At 54.1% G+C, this 15,316-nt stretch carries 15 protein-coding genes; 9 read left to right on the top strand and 6 right to left on the bottom strand.

Annotation, left to right across the window (positions count from 1 at the left end; translation table 11 throughout):
• Positions 1–16 precede the first annotated feature (16 nt).
• Positions 17–847, top strand: a complete 831-nt coding sequence (locus tag B9Z46_RS03210) for a ZIP family metal transporter (protein WP_055360222.1) — start codon at positions 17–19, stop codon at positions 845–847.
• Between the two features lie 9 nt (positions 848–856).
• Here the strand turns inward: B9Z46_RS03210 and B9Z46_RS03205 are convergent, their stop codons facing one another.
• The 3 genes from B9Z46_RS03205 to B9Z46_RS03195 are packed head-to-tail and all read right to left on the bottom strand — an operon-like array spanning position 857 to position 3,760.
• Positions 857–1,714: a sulfurtransferase gene (locus B9Z46_RS03205; RefSeq protein ID WP_108254496.1), complete on the bottom strand. Its 858-nt coding sequence runs from the start codon at positions 1,712–1,714 to the stop codon at positions 857–859.
• A 19-nt stretch (positions 1,715–1,733) separates the two neighbouring features.
• The gene (locus B9Z46_RS03200; RefSeq protein ID WP_108254495.1) at positions 1,734–2,621 is read right to left on the bottom strand and encodes a DMT family transporter; all 888 of its coding nucleotides are present in this window, start codon (positions 2,619–2,621) and stop codon (positions 1,734–1,736) included.
• 5 nt (positions 2,622–2,626) lie between these two features.
• On the bottom strand, positions 2,627–3,760 hold the full coding sequence (locus B9Z46_RS03195) for an aromatic ring-hydroxylating dioxygenase subunit alpha (RefSeq protein ID WP_055360225.1): 1,134 nt from the start codon (positions 3,758–3,760) through the stop codon (positions 2,627–2,629).
• A 174-nt stretch (positions 3,761–3,934) separates the two neighbouring features.
• Between B9Z46_RS03195 and xseB the strand changes: the two genes are divergently transcribed.
• The 5 genes from xseB (at position 3,935) to B9Z46_RS03170 (ending at position 9,386) form a co-directional block, all read left to right on the top strand.
• The gene (gene xseB, locus B9Z46_RS03190; RefSeq protein ID WP_055360226.1) at positions 3,935–4,189 is read left to right on the top strand and encodes an exodeoxyribonuclease VII small subunit; all 255 of its coding nucleotides are present in this window, start codon (positions 3,935–3,937) and stop codon (positions 4,187–4,189) included.
• Positions 4,186–5,133 (top strand): polyprenyl synthetase family protein, encoded by a 948-nt coding sequence (locus B9Z46_RS03185; protein ID WP_055360227.1) that lies wholly within the window; start codon positions 4,186–4,188, stop codon positions 5,131–5,133. The genes xseB and B9Z46_RS03185 overlap by 4 nt, the downstream gene beginning before the upstream one ends.
• A gap of 1 nt (position 5,134) precedes the next feature.
• Positions 5,135–6,979 (top strand): 1-deoxy-D-xylulose-5-phosphate synthase, encoded by a 1,845-nt coding sequence (dxs, locus tag B9Z46_RS03180; RefSeq protein WP_108254494.1) that lies wholly within the window; start codon positions 5,135–5,137, stop codon positions 6,977–6,979.
• 71 nt (positions 6,980–7,050) lie between these two features.
• Entirely contained in the window at positions 7,051–7,668 is a 618-nt protein-coding gene (locus tag B9Z46_RS03175) for a TRAP transporter small permease subunit (RefSeq protein WP_108254493.1), read from the top strand.
• Complete coding sequence (locus B9Z46_RS03170) at positions 7,665–9,386, top strand: TRAP transporter large permease subunit (protein WP_055360230.1); 1,722 nt, start codon at positions 7,665–7,667, stop codon at positions 9,384–9,386. The genes B9Z46_RS03175 and B9Z46_RS03170 overlap by 4 nt, the downstream gene beginning before the upstream one ends.
• Positions 9,387–9,502: 116 nt before the next feature.
• Here B9Z46_RS03170 and B9Z46_RS03165 read toward each other — a convergent pair whose 3' ends face one another.
• Positions 9,503–10,582 carry a TRAP transporter substrate-binding protein gene (locus B9Z46_RS03165; RefSeq protein WP_055360231.1) on the bottom strand — a complete coding sequence of 360 codons (1,080 nt, stop codon included), beginning with the start codon at positions 10,580–10,582 and terminating at the stop codon, positions 9,503–9,505.
• A gap of 136 nt (positions 10,583–10,718) precedes the next feature.
• Positions 10,719–11,852 (bottom strand): substrate-binding domain-containing protein, encoded by a 1,134-nt coding sequence (locus B9Z46_RS03160; RefSeq protein WP_108254492.1) that lies wholly within the window; start codon positions 11,850–11,852, stop codon positions 10,719–10,721.
• 133 nt (positions 11,853–11,985) lie between these two features.
• On the opposite strand from B9Z46_RS03160, the gene B9Z46_RS03155 reads away from it, so the two are divergent.
• The 3 genes from B9Z46_RS03155 (at position 11,986) to B9Z46_RS03145 (ending at position 14,272) form a co-directional block, all read left to right on the top strand.
• Complete coding sequence (locus B9Z46_RS03155) at positions 11,986–12,723, top strand: ABC transporter permease (protein WP_108254491.1); 738 nt, start codon at positions 11,986–11,988, stop codon at positions 12,721–12,723.
• Positions 12,720–13,442 (top strand): energy-coupling factor ABC transporter ATP-binding protein, encoded by a 723-nt coding sequence (locus B9Z46_RS03150; RefSeq protein WP_108254490.1) that lies wholly within the window; start codon positions 12,720–12,722, stop codon positions 13,440–13,442. Before B9Z46_RS03155 ends, B9Z46_RS03150 begins: the two co-directional genes overlap by 4 nt.
• Before the next feature lie 86 nt (positions 13,443–13,528).
• Positions 13,529–14,272 (top strand): substrate-binding domain-containing protein, encoded by a 744-nt coding sequence (locus B9Z46_RS03145; protein WP_233245925.1) that lies wholly within the window; start codon positions 13,529–13,531, stop codon positions 14,270–14,272.
• A gap of 1 nt (position 14,273) precedes the next feature.
• Here B9Z46_RS03145 and B9Z46_RS03140 read toward each other — a convergent pair whose 3' ends face one another.
• Complete coding sequence (locus tag B9Z46_RS03140; RefSeq protein WP_108254488.1) at positions 14,274–15,314, bottom strand: XdhC family protein; 1,041 nt, start codon at positions 15,312–15,314, stop codon at positions 14,274–14,276.
• Positions 15,315–15,316 lie beyond the last annotated feature (2 nt).

Genomic DNA, 15,316 nt, shown 5'->3' with positions numbered 1-15,316 from the left:
GGGCGTAGGAATTTGAATGACTTTATTGGCGATTTTGTTGGGCACCTTGGCCGCTGGCATTGGCAGTGTGTGGCTTGCGGCGTGGCTCAGCTTTGGCATTGTGAGCCGCTACACGCAGCACATGCTCAGTTTGGCTGCAGGCGCTTTGCTCGCCACAGCCTTTTTGCACCTGTTGCCCGAAGCCTTCGAGGCTGGCGTTGAACCCCACAACCTGTTTGTCACGCTGCTGTTTGGTTTGCTCTTTTTCTTCTTGCTCGACAAAGCCGAGTTGTGGCATCACGGTCATGAACACCACCATGGCGATGCGCACCATGGCCATCATCATGACGATGATCACGACCATGCAGCCGACGCTTCACACAATCATGACACGCATGCCAAACCAATGGCTGGTGGTTGGGCCATTTTGGCTGGCGACAGCGTGCATTGCTTTGGCGATGGCGTCTTGATTGCTTCGGCCTTTATGGTCGATTTGCGCTTGGGTGTTGTGGCTGCCTTGGCCGTGCTGGCGCACGAAGTGCCGCACCACATGGGCGATTTGGTGGTGTTGAACGAAGGTTCCCGCAGCCGTCAAACAGCCATTTTGAAAGTGACGCTGGCAGGTGCAATCACGGCATTGGGCGGCGTGGCAGGCTACGTCTTGCTAGACCAGTTGCATGGCATCTTGCCTTACATGCTGGCCATTGCAAGCAGCAGTTTCATCTATGTGGCGCTGGCCGACCTGATTCCACAACTTCAAAAGCGCCTCAGCTCTCGCGAGACGGCCGCACAAATTGTGTGGTTGGTGTCTGGCATGGCTTTGGTGAGTGGCGTGAGCATGCTCGCCCACGCTTCAAGCCTGCACTGACTGGCAATTTCAAGACTTGGCGCAGGGCAGGCCAGGTGTGTTGCACCATTCACTCCAGCTGCCTGGGTACAAACGGGTCACACCCAAGCCCGCCAACTCCATGGCCAAAATATTGGGCACCGTACTGACGCCACTGCCGCAGTGATGCACCACCGTTGACGCGTCGCGACCCGCCAAGAGTGTTTCAAATTCTGCGCGCAGCACTTGCGGTGATTTGAAAAAACCTTCAGCGGTGAGGTTTTCATTGAAGGGGCGGTTCAGCGCACCAGGGATGTGGCCCGCCACAGGGTCGATGGGTTCCATTTCGCCGCGATAGCGTGCAGCACCCCGCGCATCGATGATGGTGAGATTGGCATGACCCACTTGGGGTGCCAGGTCGGCGGTGCTGACCCATTCGCGCAGCGCGGGTTTCAAGGCAAACTTAGATGAAGCTTGCGCAGGTAAAGCAGCGCCAGAATCGACAGCGCCGCCCGCGGCTTGCCAAGCTTGCAATCCGCCGTCGAGCACCGCCACGGCATCATGGCCTAGCCATTTCAGCATCCACCACAAACGGCCGCAATAGTTGGCACCGTTGCGGTCGTAGACCACAGCTTGCATCTCGTTGGTGAACCCTAAACTGCCAAGCCACGCCGCAAATGTTTCGCGTGAAGGCAGGGGATGGCGGCCGCCGTTGACGGCTGTGGGGCCATGTGTGCTCAGGTTGCGATCTAAATGCGCTTGGCGCGCACCTTGAATGCGCACTGTTGCAAACATCATGTCGGCCATTTCAGGCTTCATCAAATCGCAACTGCAATCGAACACCATGAAGGCTTGTCCAGAGGCTTGAAGGTCTTTGAGTTGTTGGACGGAAATGAGGGTGGTGTACATCGAATGCATCCTTTCAATATCAGTGGTCTTCAACGGGCAAGGCAACGGTACTGCGTGATCGCAATGCCGTTGCGGCGATGGCGCTCAGTACGATGACAATGATGCCGGCCCATCCAATGAGGGGGATTTGATCGCCAAACAAAAACATGCCAAACAAGGCTGAAAAAACGATGCCCGAATATTGCAGATTGGCCACCACCATGGTGGCGCCGTCGTTGTAGGCGCGGGTCATGCACCATTGACCTAAAGCCGCCAAAATGCCCATCGGCAAAAGCAACCACGCTTGTGGCCACACCCACTCGCTGGTGCCGGTAAAGAGCATGCACACAGCGCCTGAGACTGTGGCGCCCAAGGAAAAGTAAAACACAGTGCGCTCGACGGGTTCACCTTCGCGGCCCAAAGCAGCAACCTGTAAATAAGCCATGGCTGCAATGACCCCAGAGGACACGCCAATCAAGCCTGCCAGCCACTGATTTTGTTCAAAGGTGGGACGCAAAATCATCACCACACCGACAAAACCCACCATCACGGTGAGGGCCACTGGAATTTGTTGTTTGGCGTTTTGCAAGGAACCTGCCCAAATGGTGCTGCCCACCAAAAATGCCGCCACCCAGACACCGCTCATGTAGTTGAGCGTCATGGCGGTGGCCAAGGGCAAATACGCAATGGCATAAAACCATGCAGCCAAGGACGTGACGCCCACCACGGAGCGCCAGAGGTGCATTTTGGGCACGGGGGTTTTGAGTGACATGCCTTTGCGCTTGCAGATGACCGCCATGATCAAGGTGCCAATGGCACCGCGGTAGCAAACCAATTCAAAGGTGTTGAAATGCGTGGCTGCAAACTTCACGCAAACACTCATGGTTGAGAAAAACAGCGAGGCCAGAACCATCCAGAGTGCTTGCATGCGCTTCAGTCGGTAAGGGCGTCGCCCATTTTTCGTCGGTACCACTCGTGGAAATGTTGCATGCCATCTTCCATGGGACTTTGATAGGGGCCCACTTCGTTGTCGCCTCGTTTCAGCAAGGCTTTGCGACCGGCGTCCATGCGTTCGCCAATTTCATCGTCTTCAATGCATGTTTCCATGTACGCGGCTTGCTGTGCTTCTACAAACTCACGCTCAAAGGCAACGATTTCTTCGGGGTAGTAAAACTCCACCATGTTCAGCGTTTTTTCGGGGCTGATGGGGTGCAGTGTGGACACCGTCAAAACATGCGGATACCACTCAACCATGATGTGGGGGTAGTAGGTCAGCCAGATGGCGCCGAATTCGGGAACGGCACCTTGGCGGTATTGCATGAGTTGCTCTTGCCAGCGTTTGTAGACCGGGCTGCCTGCTTTTCCCAAACGGTTAGCGATTCCAACCGTTTGCACCGAAAACTCTTTTTGGAATTGCCAATTGAGGTCGTCACAGGTCACGAAATTGCCCAAGCCAGGATGGAAGGGCTCGACGTGATAGTCCTCGAGGTAAACCTCGATGAAGGTTTTCCAGTTGTAGTTGCACTCGTGCATCTCAACGTGATCGAGTTTGAAGCCCGTGAAGTCAAGGGCGGCGCGAGGGCCCATGCCGGCCAAATCGGCGGTCACATCGCGGCCATTGCCTTCAAAGAGCAAGCCATTCCATTCTTGGAGTGGGTAGTTTTGAAGGTTCAGGCAAGGGTCTTGGGCAAAGTGTGGGGCACCCAGCAAGTTGCCAGAAGGTGCATAAGTCCAACGGTGAAGTGGGCAAACAATGTTGCCACCCGCGCTGCCTTTTTGTTGGGTATGAAGTGAACCACGTCCTTGCAGCATGACCGCTTGGCGGTGCCTGCAAATGTTGGAGATCAATTCGACGCCGCGCTCGGACCGAACCAAGGCACGGCCACCGGCCTCTTGGGGCAGGGCATGGTAGTCCCCGATTTCGGGAACGGACAGTTGATGACCCACGTACTTGGGGCCTTGCTGAAAAATGCTTTTCAGCTCGCGCTGAAACAGCGCGTCATCAAAGTAGCTTGAAACTGGTAGTTGGCTTGCGGCCTGCTGCAGTTGAAGACTTAAATCAGACATGGGTGACCTGACCTAGAGACTCCCCCTATGAAGGGGCAGGGACAATGCGGGGCCTTGAGAGCTGACCGCGAAAAAAACGGACCGAAGCCCGCGATGAAGGGGAATTGTACCCTCAGGTCAGCAATTTCGGGGTGAAGTCGCCCTAAAATGCCCTTCTTTAGATCTAATTCAGCCATGCCCAAAGCCACTCCTACCCCAGCCAAAGCGCAGGCCGATCAGGCCGTTCCTGAAAGCTACGAAGAGGCGGTTCAAGAGCTGGAGCAGTTGCTGGCCAAACTCGAATCCGGCCAATTGCCTTTGGATCAACTGCTGACGCATTACCAAAGAGGCGCAACTTTGCTGGCCTACTGCCGCGAACGCTTGGCCGCCATCGAAACCCAAATCAGTGTTTTAGACGAGGGCAGTTTGAAACCTTGGGACGGCGTATGAGCGATTCTTTTTCTGGCAACTTCAATTTCAAAGCTTGGTCGGAAGCCCGACTGGCGCAAGTCGAGCAACAACTCAAACAAGGCATTGATGGGCATTCCCCCGCTGGTTTGGGTGAAGCCATGCGCTATGCCGTTTTGGACGGCGGCAAACGTTTGCGCCCCTTGCTGGTTTTGGCTGCAGCAGAAGCCATTGGCGTGGACTTAGAAGCCGCCAGTGTGTCTGATCAGCCTGCCGCCATTGCCGCATTGCGAGCTGCATGCGCCATTGAATTGATTCATGCGTATTCCTTGGTTCACGATGACATGCCTTGTATGGACAACGATGTGTTGCGCCGCGGCAAGCCCACGGTTCATGTGAAATACGGTGAGGCGCAGGCCTTGTTGGTGGGCGATGGCTTGCAAGCCTTGGCTTTTGAATACCTCACGCCATTGGATGGCAGCACCGAGTTGGAAGTGCAAGCTTTGCAAGTTGGTTTGTTGGCCCGAGCTGCGGGCTACCAAGGCATGGCAGGCGGCCAAGCCATTGACTTGGCCAGCGTTGGATTGCCCTTGACCGAAGCGCAACTGCGCCAAATGCATCGCCTCAAAACCGGCGCCTTGTTGTTGTGCAGCGTGCAAATGGGTGCCGTCTGTGCGGGCAAGCCCAGCACCTTGGTGATGGACGCATTGTCGCAATACGCCCAATGCTTGGGTCTGGCTTTTCAGGTGGTTGACGACATTTTGGATGTCACCTCAGACTCGGCCACCTTGGGCAAAACTGCTGGCAAAGATGCCGCGGCCGACAAACCCACTTATGTGTCTTTGCTAGGTCTTGCCAAAGCGCAAGAACTGGCAGAACAACTTCATGCTGAATCGCTGGCCGCATTGACTGCCAGCGGTTTGAACGCCACAGCCACAGCCGCTTTGCGCGCCTTGGCCAGCCAAGTGGTGGAACGGAAAAACTAACATGCTTGAATCGATTCATTCACCTGCCGATCTGCGAAAACTGCAGCGCAGTGATTTGCCGCGCTTGGCCGACGATGTGCGTCAATGTGTTTTGGACAACGTGTCTAAAACCGGCGGGCACCTGAGCTCCAATTTGGGCACGGTGGAACTGACCGTCGCTTTGCACTACGTCTTCAACACTCCTGAAGATCGCATCGTGTGGGACGTCGGTCATCAAACGTATCCGCACAAAATTTTGACGGGCCGTCGTGAACGCATGCCGACATTGCGCCAGCTGGGCGGCTTGTCAGGCTTTCCGCGTCGCGACGAAAGCGAGTACGACACCTTTGGCACAGCGCACTCTTCGACCAGTATTTCTGCAGCCTTGGGCATGGCCATTGCGGCACGCCAAAAGGGCGAGTCACGCCATGCGATTGCGGTCATTGGCGATGGCGCCATGACAGCGGGCATGGCCTTTGAAGCCATGAACAACGCGGGCATTGAAGATTGCAAATTGTTGGTGATCTTGAATGACAACGACATGTCCATCAGCCCACCGGTTGGGGCGCTGAATCGCTACTTGGCACAACTGATGAGTGGTCGTTTTTATTCAACGGCCAAGAACATGGGCAAGAACGTTTTAAAGAGCGCGCCGCCCCTGTTTGAATTGGCCAAGCGCTTTGAACAACATGCCAAAGGCATGGTGGTTCCAGCCACGATGTTTGAGCAATTTGGTTTCAACTACATTGGCCCCATCGATGGCCATGATTTGGATTCGCTCATACCCACGCTGGAAAACATCAAGCAACTGAAGGGCCCGCAGTTCCTGCACGTGATTACCAAAAAAGGGCAGGGCTACAAGCTGGCTGAGGACGATCCCGTGAACTATCACGGTCCTGGCAAGTTCGATCCCAAGGTGGGTTTGGTACCCGCAGCGACGGCCCCCAAGCCTGCTTTCATGCACATCTTTGGCCAATGGCTTTGTGACATGGCCGCCCAAGATACGCGTTTGGTGGGCATCACGCCCGCAATGCGTGAAGGCTCGGGCATGGTGGAGTTTCACAAGCGCTTTCCCGACCGTTATTACGATGTGGGCATTGCCGAACAGCATGCCGTGACGTTTGCAGCCGGCTTGGCCTGCGAAGGTTTAAAACCAGTGGTGGCCATTTACTCCACCTTTTTGCAACGTGGCTACGACCAATTGATCCACGACGTGGCATTGCAAAACTTGCCCGTGGTCTTTGCCCTGGACCGTGCTGGTTTGGTGGGCGCTGATGGCGCGACGCACGCCGGTGCTTACGACATTGCCTATTTGCGTTGCATTCCTAACATGTCGGTGGCATGTCCCAGTGATGAGCGTGAATGCCGTTTGTTGCTCAGCACCGCTTATGCTCAAAATCACCCGGTGGCAGTGCGGTATCCGCGGGGTACAGGTGTCGGAATGGATGCAGGTCAAGACCTGAAAACACTTGAATTTGGCAAGGCAGAGATCAGACGAGAAGGTCAAAGCCTTTGTATCTTGGCCTTTGGAACGCTTCTGTATCCCGCGTTGCAGGTTGCCGAGAAGCTCAATGCCACGGTGGTCAACATGCGGTGGGCCAAGCCCTTGGACCTTGAAATGGTCTTGCGAATGGCTGCTGGCCACGATCGCATTGTGACCGTTGAGGACGCCAGCGTGATGGGTGGGGCTGGAAGTGCGGTCTGTGAGGCACTTCAAAAAGCGGATGTTCTAAAATCTGTCTTGAATTTGGGGCTTTCTGACGAGTTCATTGAGCATGGTGACCCAGCAAAGTTAATGGCTTTGCAAGGGCTGGATGCGGCTGGCATCGAGGCTGCCATCGCGAAAAAATGGCCCCAATCAGTCTGAAGGGTAAACCCCTTCGCTCGGCGCTTCAATTTTTTTTACAATCAGCGGTTGTTACTTTTCCTGGAGTCTTTATGGAATCCCTGTTAGCGCTGTCCAAACGGATAGACAAATTCAGTGAGTGGGTGGGTCGTTGGGTGGCTTGGTTGGTTTTGGCAGCCGTGCTCATCAGCGCTGGCAATGCGGTCGTTCGCAAAGCTTTCAACACCAGCTCCAACGCTTTTCTTGAAATTCAGTGGTACTTGTTTGCTGCTGTGTTCATGTTGGCTGCGGGGTACACCTTGCTCCGACAAGAGCACGTCAAGATTGACGTTGTGTCGGGACGTTTTTCTAAACGCACCCAAATCTGGATTGACATTGTCGGCATCACTTGTTTCTTGCTGCCCTTTGTTTTTTACATCATCAAGTTGGCCATGCCTTTGGTCATCAATGCCTACGTCAGCAACGAAATGTCTTCCAATGCCGGCGGCCTGATTCGCTGGCCCGTGTTTGCTTTGTTGCCTTTGGGCTTATTGTTATTGGGCATTCAGGCCATTTCCGAACTCATCAAGCGCGTGGCGTTCTTGCAGGGCATGATTCCCGATCCCAGTAAAAAACAAGGTGCCAAAACACCTGAAGAAGAATTCGCAGAGTTCTTGTTGCAAAAAGAAGTTGCTGCCCGTGAAGCTGCACAAATGGGAGCCCAAAAATGACCGAGTTCTTGATCGCCAACATGGCGCCTATCATGTTCGTGTCGCTCATCTTGTTTTTGATGTTCGGCTACGCAGTCACATTCTCTTTGGCCGCTTGCGGTCTGTTCTTTGGTTTTGTCGGTGTGGAGTTGGGCGTTATTCAAGCCACCTTCTTGCAAAGCTTGCCGCTTCGCATGTTCGGCATCATGCAAAACGACACCTTGTTGGCCATTCCGTTCTTTACCTTCATGGGATTGATCTTGGAACGCTCTGGCATGGCGGAAGACCTGCTTGACACCATTGGTCAGTTGTTCGGCCCCATCCGTGGAGGCTTGGCCTACGCCGTTATTTTGGTGGGTGCCATGTTGGCTGCCACCACCGGTGTGGTGGCAGCTTCTGTGATTTCCATGGGCCTAATTTCGCTGCCCATCATGTTGCGCTACGGCTATGACCGCCGCGTGGCGGGTGGTGTGATTGCCGCCTCGGGTACCTTGGCACAGATCATTCCGCCTTCCTTGGTGCTGATCGTGTTGGCCGACCAGTTGGGCAAGAGTGTGGGCGACCTGTACAAGGGCGCATTCATTCCAGGTTTTGTACTCACAGGTTTGTATGTGGGCTACATTTTGATGATCAGCTTTATGCGTCCACAGTGGGTGCCAGCCTTGCCCTTGGAGGCGCGAACCATCAAAGAAGATGACGGCACTTCCGGCTTGCGTTCATTGTCCATCTTGACAATTGTTTCTGTTGCAATTGCAGTTGGTTTTGCCAAGTGGTTGCCAGATACAACCCCCACGGATGAAACCATCGTGGTGTCCATGTGCGTTGGTGTTGGCTTTGCCTTCATTGCATCCTTGGTCAATAAAATCACCAAGTTGGGCCTCTTGTCCAACATGGCCGAGCGTGTGACCTTTGTGTTGATTCCTCCTTTGGCCCTTATTTTCTTGGTTCTGGGAACCATCTTCTTGGGCATTGCAACCCCCACTGAAGGCGGTGCGATGGGTGCTGTTGGTGCTTTGGTCATGGCCTTGGCGCGTAACCGCATTGACATGAAACTCATCCGTCAAGCCATGGACTCCACCATGAAGCTGTCTTGCTTCGTGTTGTTCATCCTGATTGGTGCCACCGTGTTCAGCTTGGCTTTCCAAGGTGTGGATGGTCCCATTTGGGTGGAGCATCTGTTGTCTGGCTTGCCAGGCGGTCAGTTGGGCTTCCTCATTGTGGTGAACATTTTGGTGTTCATCTTGGCCTTCTTCTTAGACTTCTTTGAATTGGCCTTCATCATCATCCCACTCATTGGCCCTGTCGCTGAGAAACTGGGCATTGACTTGGTATGGTTTGGTGTGTTGTTGGCTGTGAACATGCAGACGTCCTTCATGCACCCTCCCTTCGGATTTGCCTTGTTCTATCTCCGAAGCGTGGCACCTGTGGAAGACTACATTGACCGCGTGACCAAGAAAACCATCAAGAAAGTCACCATCGAAGACATCTATTGGGGCGCAGTTCCCTTTGTGGTCATTCAAGTGATCATGGTGGGCTTGATCATTGCCTTCCCTGGTTTGGTCTCCAGTGGTTTGTCCAAAGAGCCTACAGTGGACGCCGAGGCCGTGCTCATGCAAATGCGTGCTGACACTGCAACCGATGATGCGGATGCAGCTAAAAACGAGACCCCCGGCCAGGAAGTGGATCCTGTAAAAGCCTTAATGGAGTCCATGAAAGAAGACCAAGCTAAGAAGCCTTGATCTTCTGAATCACAGCACCTCTCCCTAAGAGGTGTTGGATTCACAAGCAACAAAAAACCCGCCTAGGCGGGTTTTTTGTTGGGGACCTTGAAAGTCCCCAGAGCCTTGGCTGTGTATTACAGCTTTTGGCGTTCCATGAAGTTGTTCATGTTGGACTCAGCCAAGCTGAACCACTGGTTGGCTTCACGACGGAAGTTAGAGTAGTCAGCGTAGATTTTCTTCCAGGCTGGGTTGGTGTTGTTCAGGTCTGCGTAAACTTCTTGCGAAGACTTGAAGGCAGCGTCCATCACGTCTTTGGGGAATGCGCGCAATTTGGCGCCTTGACCAATGAGTGTCTTGAGAGCCGCTGGGTTTTTGTAGTCGTACTTGGCTTGCATGTCGGTGTGGGCATAAGCTGCAGCGCACTCAACAATGGCTTTGTATTCGCTAGACAAACCTTCGTAGGCCTTTTGGTTGACGTACAAGGCCAACTGTGGACCCACTTCCCAGAAACCGGGGAAGTAGTAGTTGGGAGCCACTTTGTTCAGACCCAATTTGAGGTCGTCATAAGGGCCAACCCACTCGGCTGCGTCGATGGTGCCTTTTTCCAGGGATTGATAAATCTCGCCACCAGGAATGTTTTGGGGCACAACGCCCAGGGGTTCCAGCACTTTGCCGCCGAAACCGCCGACGCGGAATTTCAGGCCTTTCATGTCGGCCAAAGATTTGATCTCTTTGCGATACCAGCCGCCCATTTGCACGCCTGTGTTGCCCATTGGGAAGTTCACGATGCCCACTTTGGCGTAGAACTCACGGAACAGCTTCAAGCCATTGCCTTCGTACATCCAAGCAGTCATTTGACGGCTGTTGAGGCCGAAAGGAATGGCGCAATCCAAAGCGTATGTGGGATCTTTGCCGAAGAAGTAGTAAGGCGCAGTGTTGGCCATTTCAACGGTGCCGTTGGACACGCCGTCGAGCACGCCGAATGCAGGCATCAATTCGCCAGCAGCGTGAGTGGTGATAGTGAACTTGCCGCCAGACAATTCGCCAACTTTTTTGGCAAACACGTCGCAAACACCAAACAATGTGTCGAGTGATTTGGGGAAGCTAGAAGCAATGCGCCAGCGCAATGTGGCTTGAGCGTGAACCGCTGGGGCTACACCAGCGGCCAAGACGCCAGCAATACCGGCATTTTTAATAAGGGAACGACGATCCATGGGGTTCACTCCGGAAGTCTAGGTTGATGAATTCAGGACGCCTGAGCGACACTGAAGACTGGTTACAGTCATGATCGCTATTGTAGGAAATTTAAATCGCGCTTTGGCGCGGGTTTTCCCTGCGCTTGATCAAGGATCAAGCGACTGTTTTTCGGGGTTTTAAGTTCCACCAGGGCAACTCATTTCGCAAGGAGTGCACATTGCCCGATTGATTGGTTTGATAGCCGGGCATTGCCTGCAAGGTGGTTTGCCACCGCTGATCGGTCAAATGCTGTCTTAGCGCTGCTACAGGGGGTGAGTCTAAGGCGCTCTTGAGGCAGGCCAGCCAATAGTTTTCAGTCACCAAGGGAATGAAGTCTAGGCCGGCGGCCAGTGCCGCGCTTTCTATGGCCAAACCCGCATCGGCTTGACCGGAGGCCACGCAAGTTGCAACCGCGTTGTGAGAGAGTTCTTGTCGCTGGTAGCCTTTCAGTTGGTCAGCTTGAATGTTTTGATTTTTGAGCAACTCATCCAGCAGCAGTCTTGTTCCCGTCCCCAGTCCGCGGTTAACGTAGCGAAACCTGCCGTTCACAACATCCGCCAGGGATTGGATGTTCAAAGGATTTCCCGTCCTGACCAGCAAGCCCTGGGTGCGTTTGGCAAAGCCTATCAATTTGTGGTGACCCGGTTTGAGAAGGGGCTTGTAGGTGATTGCGGAAAGGCTTTTGTCGTTGGGCTGTGACAGGGTGTGAAATCCAGCAATTTCGCAGCGACCTTCGTTCAAGGCTCGAATGGCATCCACGCTGCCGCAAAACCGAATGTCCAGGTGTAAAGCTTGTTGAGCTGTGGACTCGCGCAAACTAACCAACGCATCGTCATAACTGGCATAGAGGGTGAGCAAGTGAGCTTGAGGGTCAAAAGCGACAGCAAAGGTTCTCTCGATCTCTGCCATCAGAGATTCAATGGGGGCCGCCAATCTGGCCTGGGCTTGTCTTTCGGCCCACAGCAATTTACTCGCAAATTCTGATAATTCGGCAGGCATGCCTTTTTCCCAAACGATCAAGTTTTGGTTCAGACGTTGCTCCCATTTTTTCAACTCGCCCCAAACATGACGGTAAGACAGGTTGAGCGATTTTGCCGCTGCCGCAATGGAGCCTTGTTCGCGAACAGCTTGGAGCAAGTCCATGAGCGGGTTGCGGAGCAATGCTTGCTGCCTTGGTTTTAAAGCATCGGCCGCTAAGGGGGGCGCATCTTCAGGCCCCCAACTGTAAGAAAGTTCAATTTTTCGCACGGCTTAAGTGTGCCTCATTTAGACCGAGGTTCGATTGACGTGTCGGCGTGCTTATGCATCTCACTTCATAGCTGAACACCCGCCTAGTTCAGGTTATTTAAAACGGCTAGCATCGGCGCAAGTTTTAATTTTTATGAATACTTTTTCAGACAGCGCCTTGACTGCGTTTCAACTCATCACCTCCTTGGATCCAGCACTTTGGGCCATTGCGGGCAGGTCGCTTGGCGTGAGTGCGGTAGCCTGCGTCATTGGCTGCGCCATCGGCATCGCTGTGGGGGCTTTTTTGGGGGTGTCGCGCTTTTCAGGCAGGGCGGTTGTCCTTACCGTGCTGAACACATTTCTGGCACTGCCATCGGTGGTGGTGGGGCTGGTCATTTACCTGTTGCTGTCGCGCACAGGCCCTTTGGGTTTTTTAGGTTGGTTGTTCAGTTTCAAAGCGATGGTGCTGGCGCAAGTCGTGCTGGTGGTGCCTGTGGCTGCAGCGCTCAGCAGGCAAGTGGTCGAAGACGTAGAAGCAGCGCATGGCGAGCAATGGCGGTCTTTAGGGGCCGGTCATTTGGTGCGCTGTGTGTTGTTGGCTTGGAACGAGCGCTTTGCATTGCTCACCGTGGTGGTGGCTTGTTTTGGACGCGCCATTTCAGAAGTGGGCGCTGTGATGATTGTGGGTGGCAACATCGAAGGCTTCACACGTGTGATGACGACAGCCATTGCGCTTGAAACCAGCAAAGGTGATTTGCCATTGGCCTTGGCGCTTGGCATGGTGCTGTTGGCCATTGTGGGCTGTTTGAACATGCTGCTGGCGCTGTTCAGGCATTGGCAGGACCGCCATCAAGCGTCCATGCCCACCAGCTTGCGAGGGTGGGTGGCATGACTTCCCTGATTGCCATTCAGCATGTGAGCCTGAAACTGGGCCATGTGCTAGCTCTGAGTGATGTGAGTTTGCGCATTGACGCGGGTGAGCATGTGGCACTGATCGGCGCCAACGGGTCTGGCAAAAGTACCTTGCTTCGCGTTTTGAATGGCTTGCACCAAATCTCAGAGGGCGAGTTGCAATTGGCGACTTGCCGTCAAGCCATGCTGTTCCAAAGACCCCACATGTTGCGCATGAGCAGTTGGAGCAATGTGGCTTTGGGCTTGTGGTTAGACCGCAGTTTGGGTTTGCCTTGGCATCAAGCCAAAGCGCGTGCGCTAGATGCTTTGTCTGTGGTGGGTTTGTCCGGTGTGAAGTTGCAAAACGCGGCCACCTTGTCGGGTGGTCAGCAGCAGCGCTTGGCCTTGGCCAGAGCTTGGGCCAAAGAGCCCGAATTGCTTTTCTTGGACGAGCCGACAGCCAGCTTGGACCCACCGGCCAAACGAGAAATTGAAGCGCTGGTGCAGCGCATGATTGCACCCAAGGACCAAGCCAATCCGATGACTTTGATTTTTGCAAGTCACAACTTGGGTCAAGTCAAGCGATGGGCGAGTCGGGTGATTTACATCGAACAAGGCCGCATCTTGGCAGATTTGCCCACAGCAGATTTTTTCAATGCCGAGTGTTTGAAACAACACAGCCATCAGGCGTATTTATTTCTTCAAGGAGAAACTTCATGAGAAACGTCCACTCATCGCTACTGCAAAAGCCATGGGCATGTCGCCTTTTATGGAGCTTGGCTTTGGGTGCACTGAGCTTCCAAAGCATGGCGCAATCCATTGTCATGTCCTCAACGACGTCCACTGAACAATCGGGCCTGTTTGGTCACCTTTTGCCCGAGTTCAAAAAAGCCTCTGGCATAGACATCAAGGTGGTGGCCTTGGGCACAGGCCAGGCTTTGGACATGGCGCACCGGGGCGATGCCGACGTGGTGTTTGTGCACGACCTGCCAGCAGAAGAAAAATTCGTCGCTGAAGGATTTGGCATCAAGCGTTTTCCGGTGATGTACAACGACTTTGTGGTGGTGGGTCCGCAAGCCGATCCCGCCAATGTTAAGGGCAATGACATCGTGGCCGCTTTGAAGAAAATCTCGAGCAGCAATGCCGCCTTCATTTCGCGCGGTGACAAAAGTGGCACGCACGCTGCAGAGTTGCGCTTTTGGGGCCAAGCTTCAATGGCCGATAAAAAGGGTGGCGGTTACAAAGAATGTGGTTGCGGCATGGGGCCTGCTTTGAACATGGGTGCGTCCACTGGCGCCTATGTGCTCACAGACCGCGGGACGTGGTTGAACTTCAAAAACCGCGCTGACTTGAAAATCTTGGTGGAAGGCGATGCCAAGTTGTTCAACCAATACGGTGTGATGGTGGTCAATCCCGCCAAGCACCCGCACGTGAAACAAGCCGATGCGCAAAAGTTTGTGGACTGGGTGATTTCAAGCAATGGTCAGGCAGCCATTGCAGCCTACAAAATTGGCGGTGAGTCGGTTTTTTTCCCCAACGCCAACAAGTAATTTACCTGCCTGTAAAGCAAACAGGTACCGAAGGATCGATGGGCGGTCCTTCGTGCGTGTTTTTGGCATGCGCTACATCCATGTCGCGCGGCAAGGGCACGCCATTTTTAACGGCCAACACTTCGGCCATGATGCTGACCGCAATCTCAGCGGGTGTTTTGCTGCCAATGTAAATGCCAATGGGGCCGCGCAGTCTGGCCAGGGATTCTTCCGTTTGATCAAAATGCTCGATCATGCGTTGCTGGCGCAGCAAGTTGTTGCGGCGTGAGCCAATGGCGCCAATGTAAAACGCATCTGTTTCCAAGGCCGCCAACAAAGCCAAGTCATCTAGTTTGGGGTCGTGCGTCAAGGCAATCACACAGCTTCGACGGTCGGGCTTGAAGCTGCCTACTAAGTCATCGGGCATGTCGTGCTTCACTGTGACGCCAGCCACGGACCATGCACCGCGATATTCTTCGCGCGGATCGCACACGGTCACTGCAAAGCCATTGAAGAGGGCCATGGTGGCCAAGTACTCGGTCATCTGACCGGCACCGATGAGCAGCATGCGGTATTCGGGGCCAAAGGTGTTGATGAGCTGGTGTTCGTCGATGTGCAATTCGCTGGGTGCATCGCTGGCGATCAGCGTGACTAGCCCAGTCTGCAGATCCGTACATCGTTGGGTCAGTTGACCGCGAGCCAACATGTCGATCAACGCCGTCAAGCGGGCGGCATCGGGGTTGAACTCCAATAACAACTCGAGGGTGCCACCGCATGGCAATCCAAAACGGTGTGCTTCATCGGCGCTGATGCCGTATTTCAAGCGCACAGGCGCACTGTCGGTAATGGCGTTGGCTTTGCTGTACTGCGCAATCAGATCGTCTTCAATGCAACCACCCGATACCGAACCCACCACGGCGCCGGTTTCACACAAGGCCATGATGGAGCCTACAGGGCGAGGTGAAGAGCCCCAAGTTCTGACCACGGTGGTGAGCATGGCTCGCTGCCCAGCATCGCGCCAAGCTTTGAGGGTTCGCAAAACCACAATGTCTAAGTTTTCCATGA

This window comes from Limnohabitans sp. Hippo4 (assembly GCF_003063605.1).
In the GTDB taxonomy this organism is placed as follows: Bacteria; Pseudomonadota; Gammaproteobacteria; order Burkholderiales; family Burkholderiaceae_C; genus Limnohabitans_A.
Note: the sequence above shows the minus strand (reverse complement) of the source record. Positions and strands in the feature narration are given on the sequence as shown.

What these genes read in the sequence shown, in the direction of transcription:
- B9Z46_RS03210 (WP_055360222.1), top strand. Translation starts at nt 17, where the DNA reads ATGACTTTATTGGCGATTTTGTTGGGCACCTTGGCCGCTGGCATTGGC.
- dxs (WP_108254494.1), top strand. Translation starts at nt 5,135, where the DNA reads ATGCTTGAATCGATTCATTCACCTGCCGATCTGCGAAAACTGCAGCGC.
- B9Z46_RS03170 (WP_055360230.1), top strand. Translation starts at nt 7,665, where the DNA reads ATGACCGAGTTCTTGATCGCCAACATGGCGCCTATCATGTTCGTGTCG.
- B9Z46_RS03165 (WP_055360231.1), bottom strand. Translation starts at nt 10,582, where the DNA reads ATGGATCGTCGTTCCCTTATTAAAAATGCCGGTATTGCTGGCGTCTTG.
- B9Z46_RS03205 (WP_108254496.1), bottom strand. Translation starts at nt 1,714, where the DNA reads ATGTACACCACCCTCATTTCCGTCCAACAACTCAAAGACCTTCAAGCC.
- B9Z46_RS03145 (WP_233245925.1), top strand. Translation starts at nt 13,529, where the DNA reads ATGGCGCAATCCATTGTCATGTCCTCAACGACGTCCACTGAACAATCG.
- B9Z46_RS03185 (WP_055360227.1), top strand. Translation starts at nt 4,186, where the DNA reads ATGAGCGATTCTTTTTCTGGCAACTTCAATTTCAAAGCTTGGTCGGAA.
- B9Z46_RS03140 (WP_108254488.1), bottom strand. Translation starts at nt 15,314, where the DNA reads ATGGAAAACTTAGACATTGTGGTTTTGCGAACCCTCAAAGCTTGGCGC.
- B9Z46_RS03155 (WP_108254491.1), top strand. Translation starts at nt 11,986, where the DNA reads ATGAATACTTTTTCAGACAGCGCCTTGACTGCGTTTCAACTCATCACC.
- B9Z46_RS03175 (WP_108254493.1), top strand. Translation starts at nt 7,051, where the DNA reads ATGGAATCCCTGTTAGCGCTGTCCAAACGGATAGACAAATTCAGTGAG.
- xseB (WP_055360226.1), top strand. Translation starts at nt 3,935, where the DNA reads ATGCCCAAAGCCACTCCTACCCCAGCCAAAGCGCAGGCCGATCAGGCC.
- B9Z46_RS03200 (WP_108254495.1), bottom strand. Translation starts at nt 2,621, where the DNA reads ATGCAAGCACTCTGGATGGTTCTGGCCTCGCTGTTTTTCTCAACCATG.
- B9Z46_RS03150 (WP_108254490.1), top strand. Translation starts at nt 12,720, where the DNA reads ATGACTTCCCTGATTGCCATTCAGCATGTGAGCCTGAAACTGGGCCAT.
- B9Z46_RS03195 (WP_055360225.1), bottom strand. Translation starts at nt 3,760, where the DNA reads ATGTCTGATTTAAGTCTTCAACTGCAGCAGGCCGCAAGCCAACTACCA.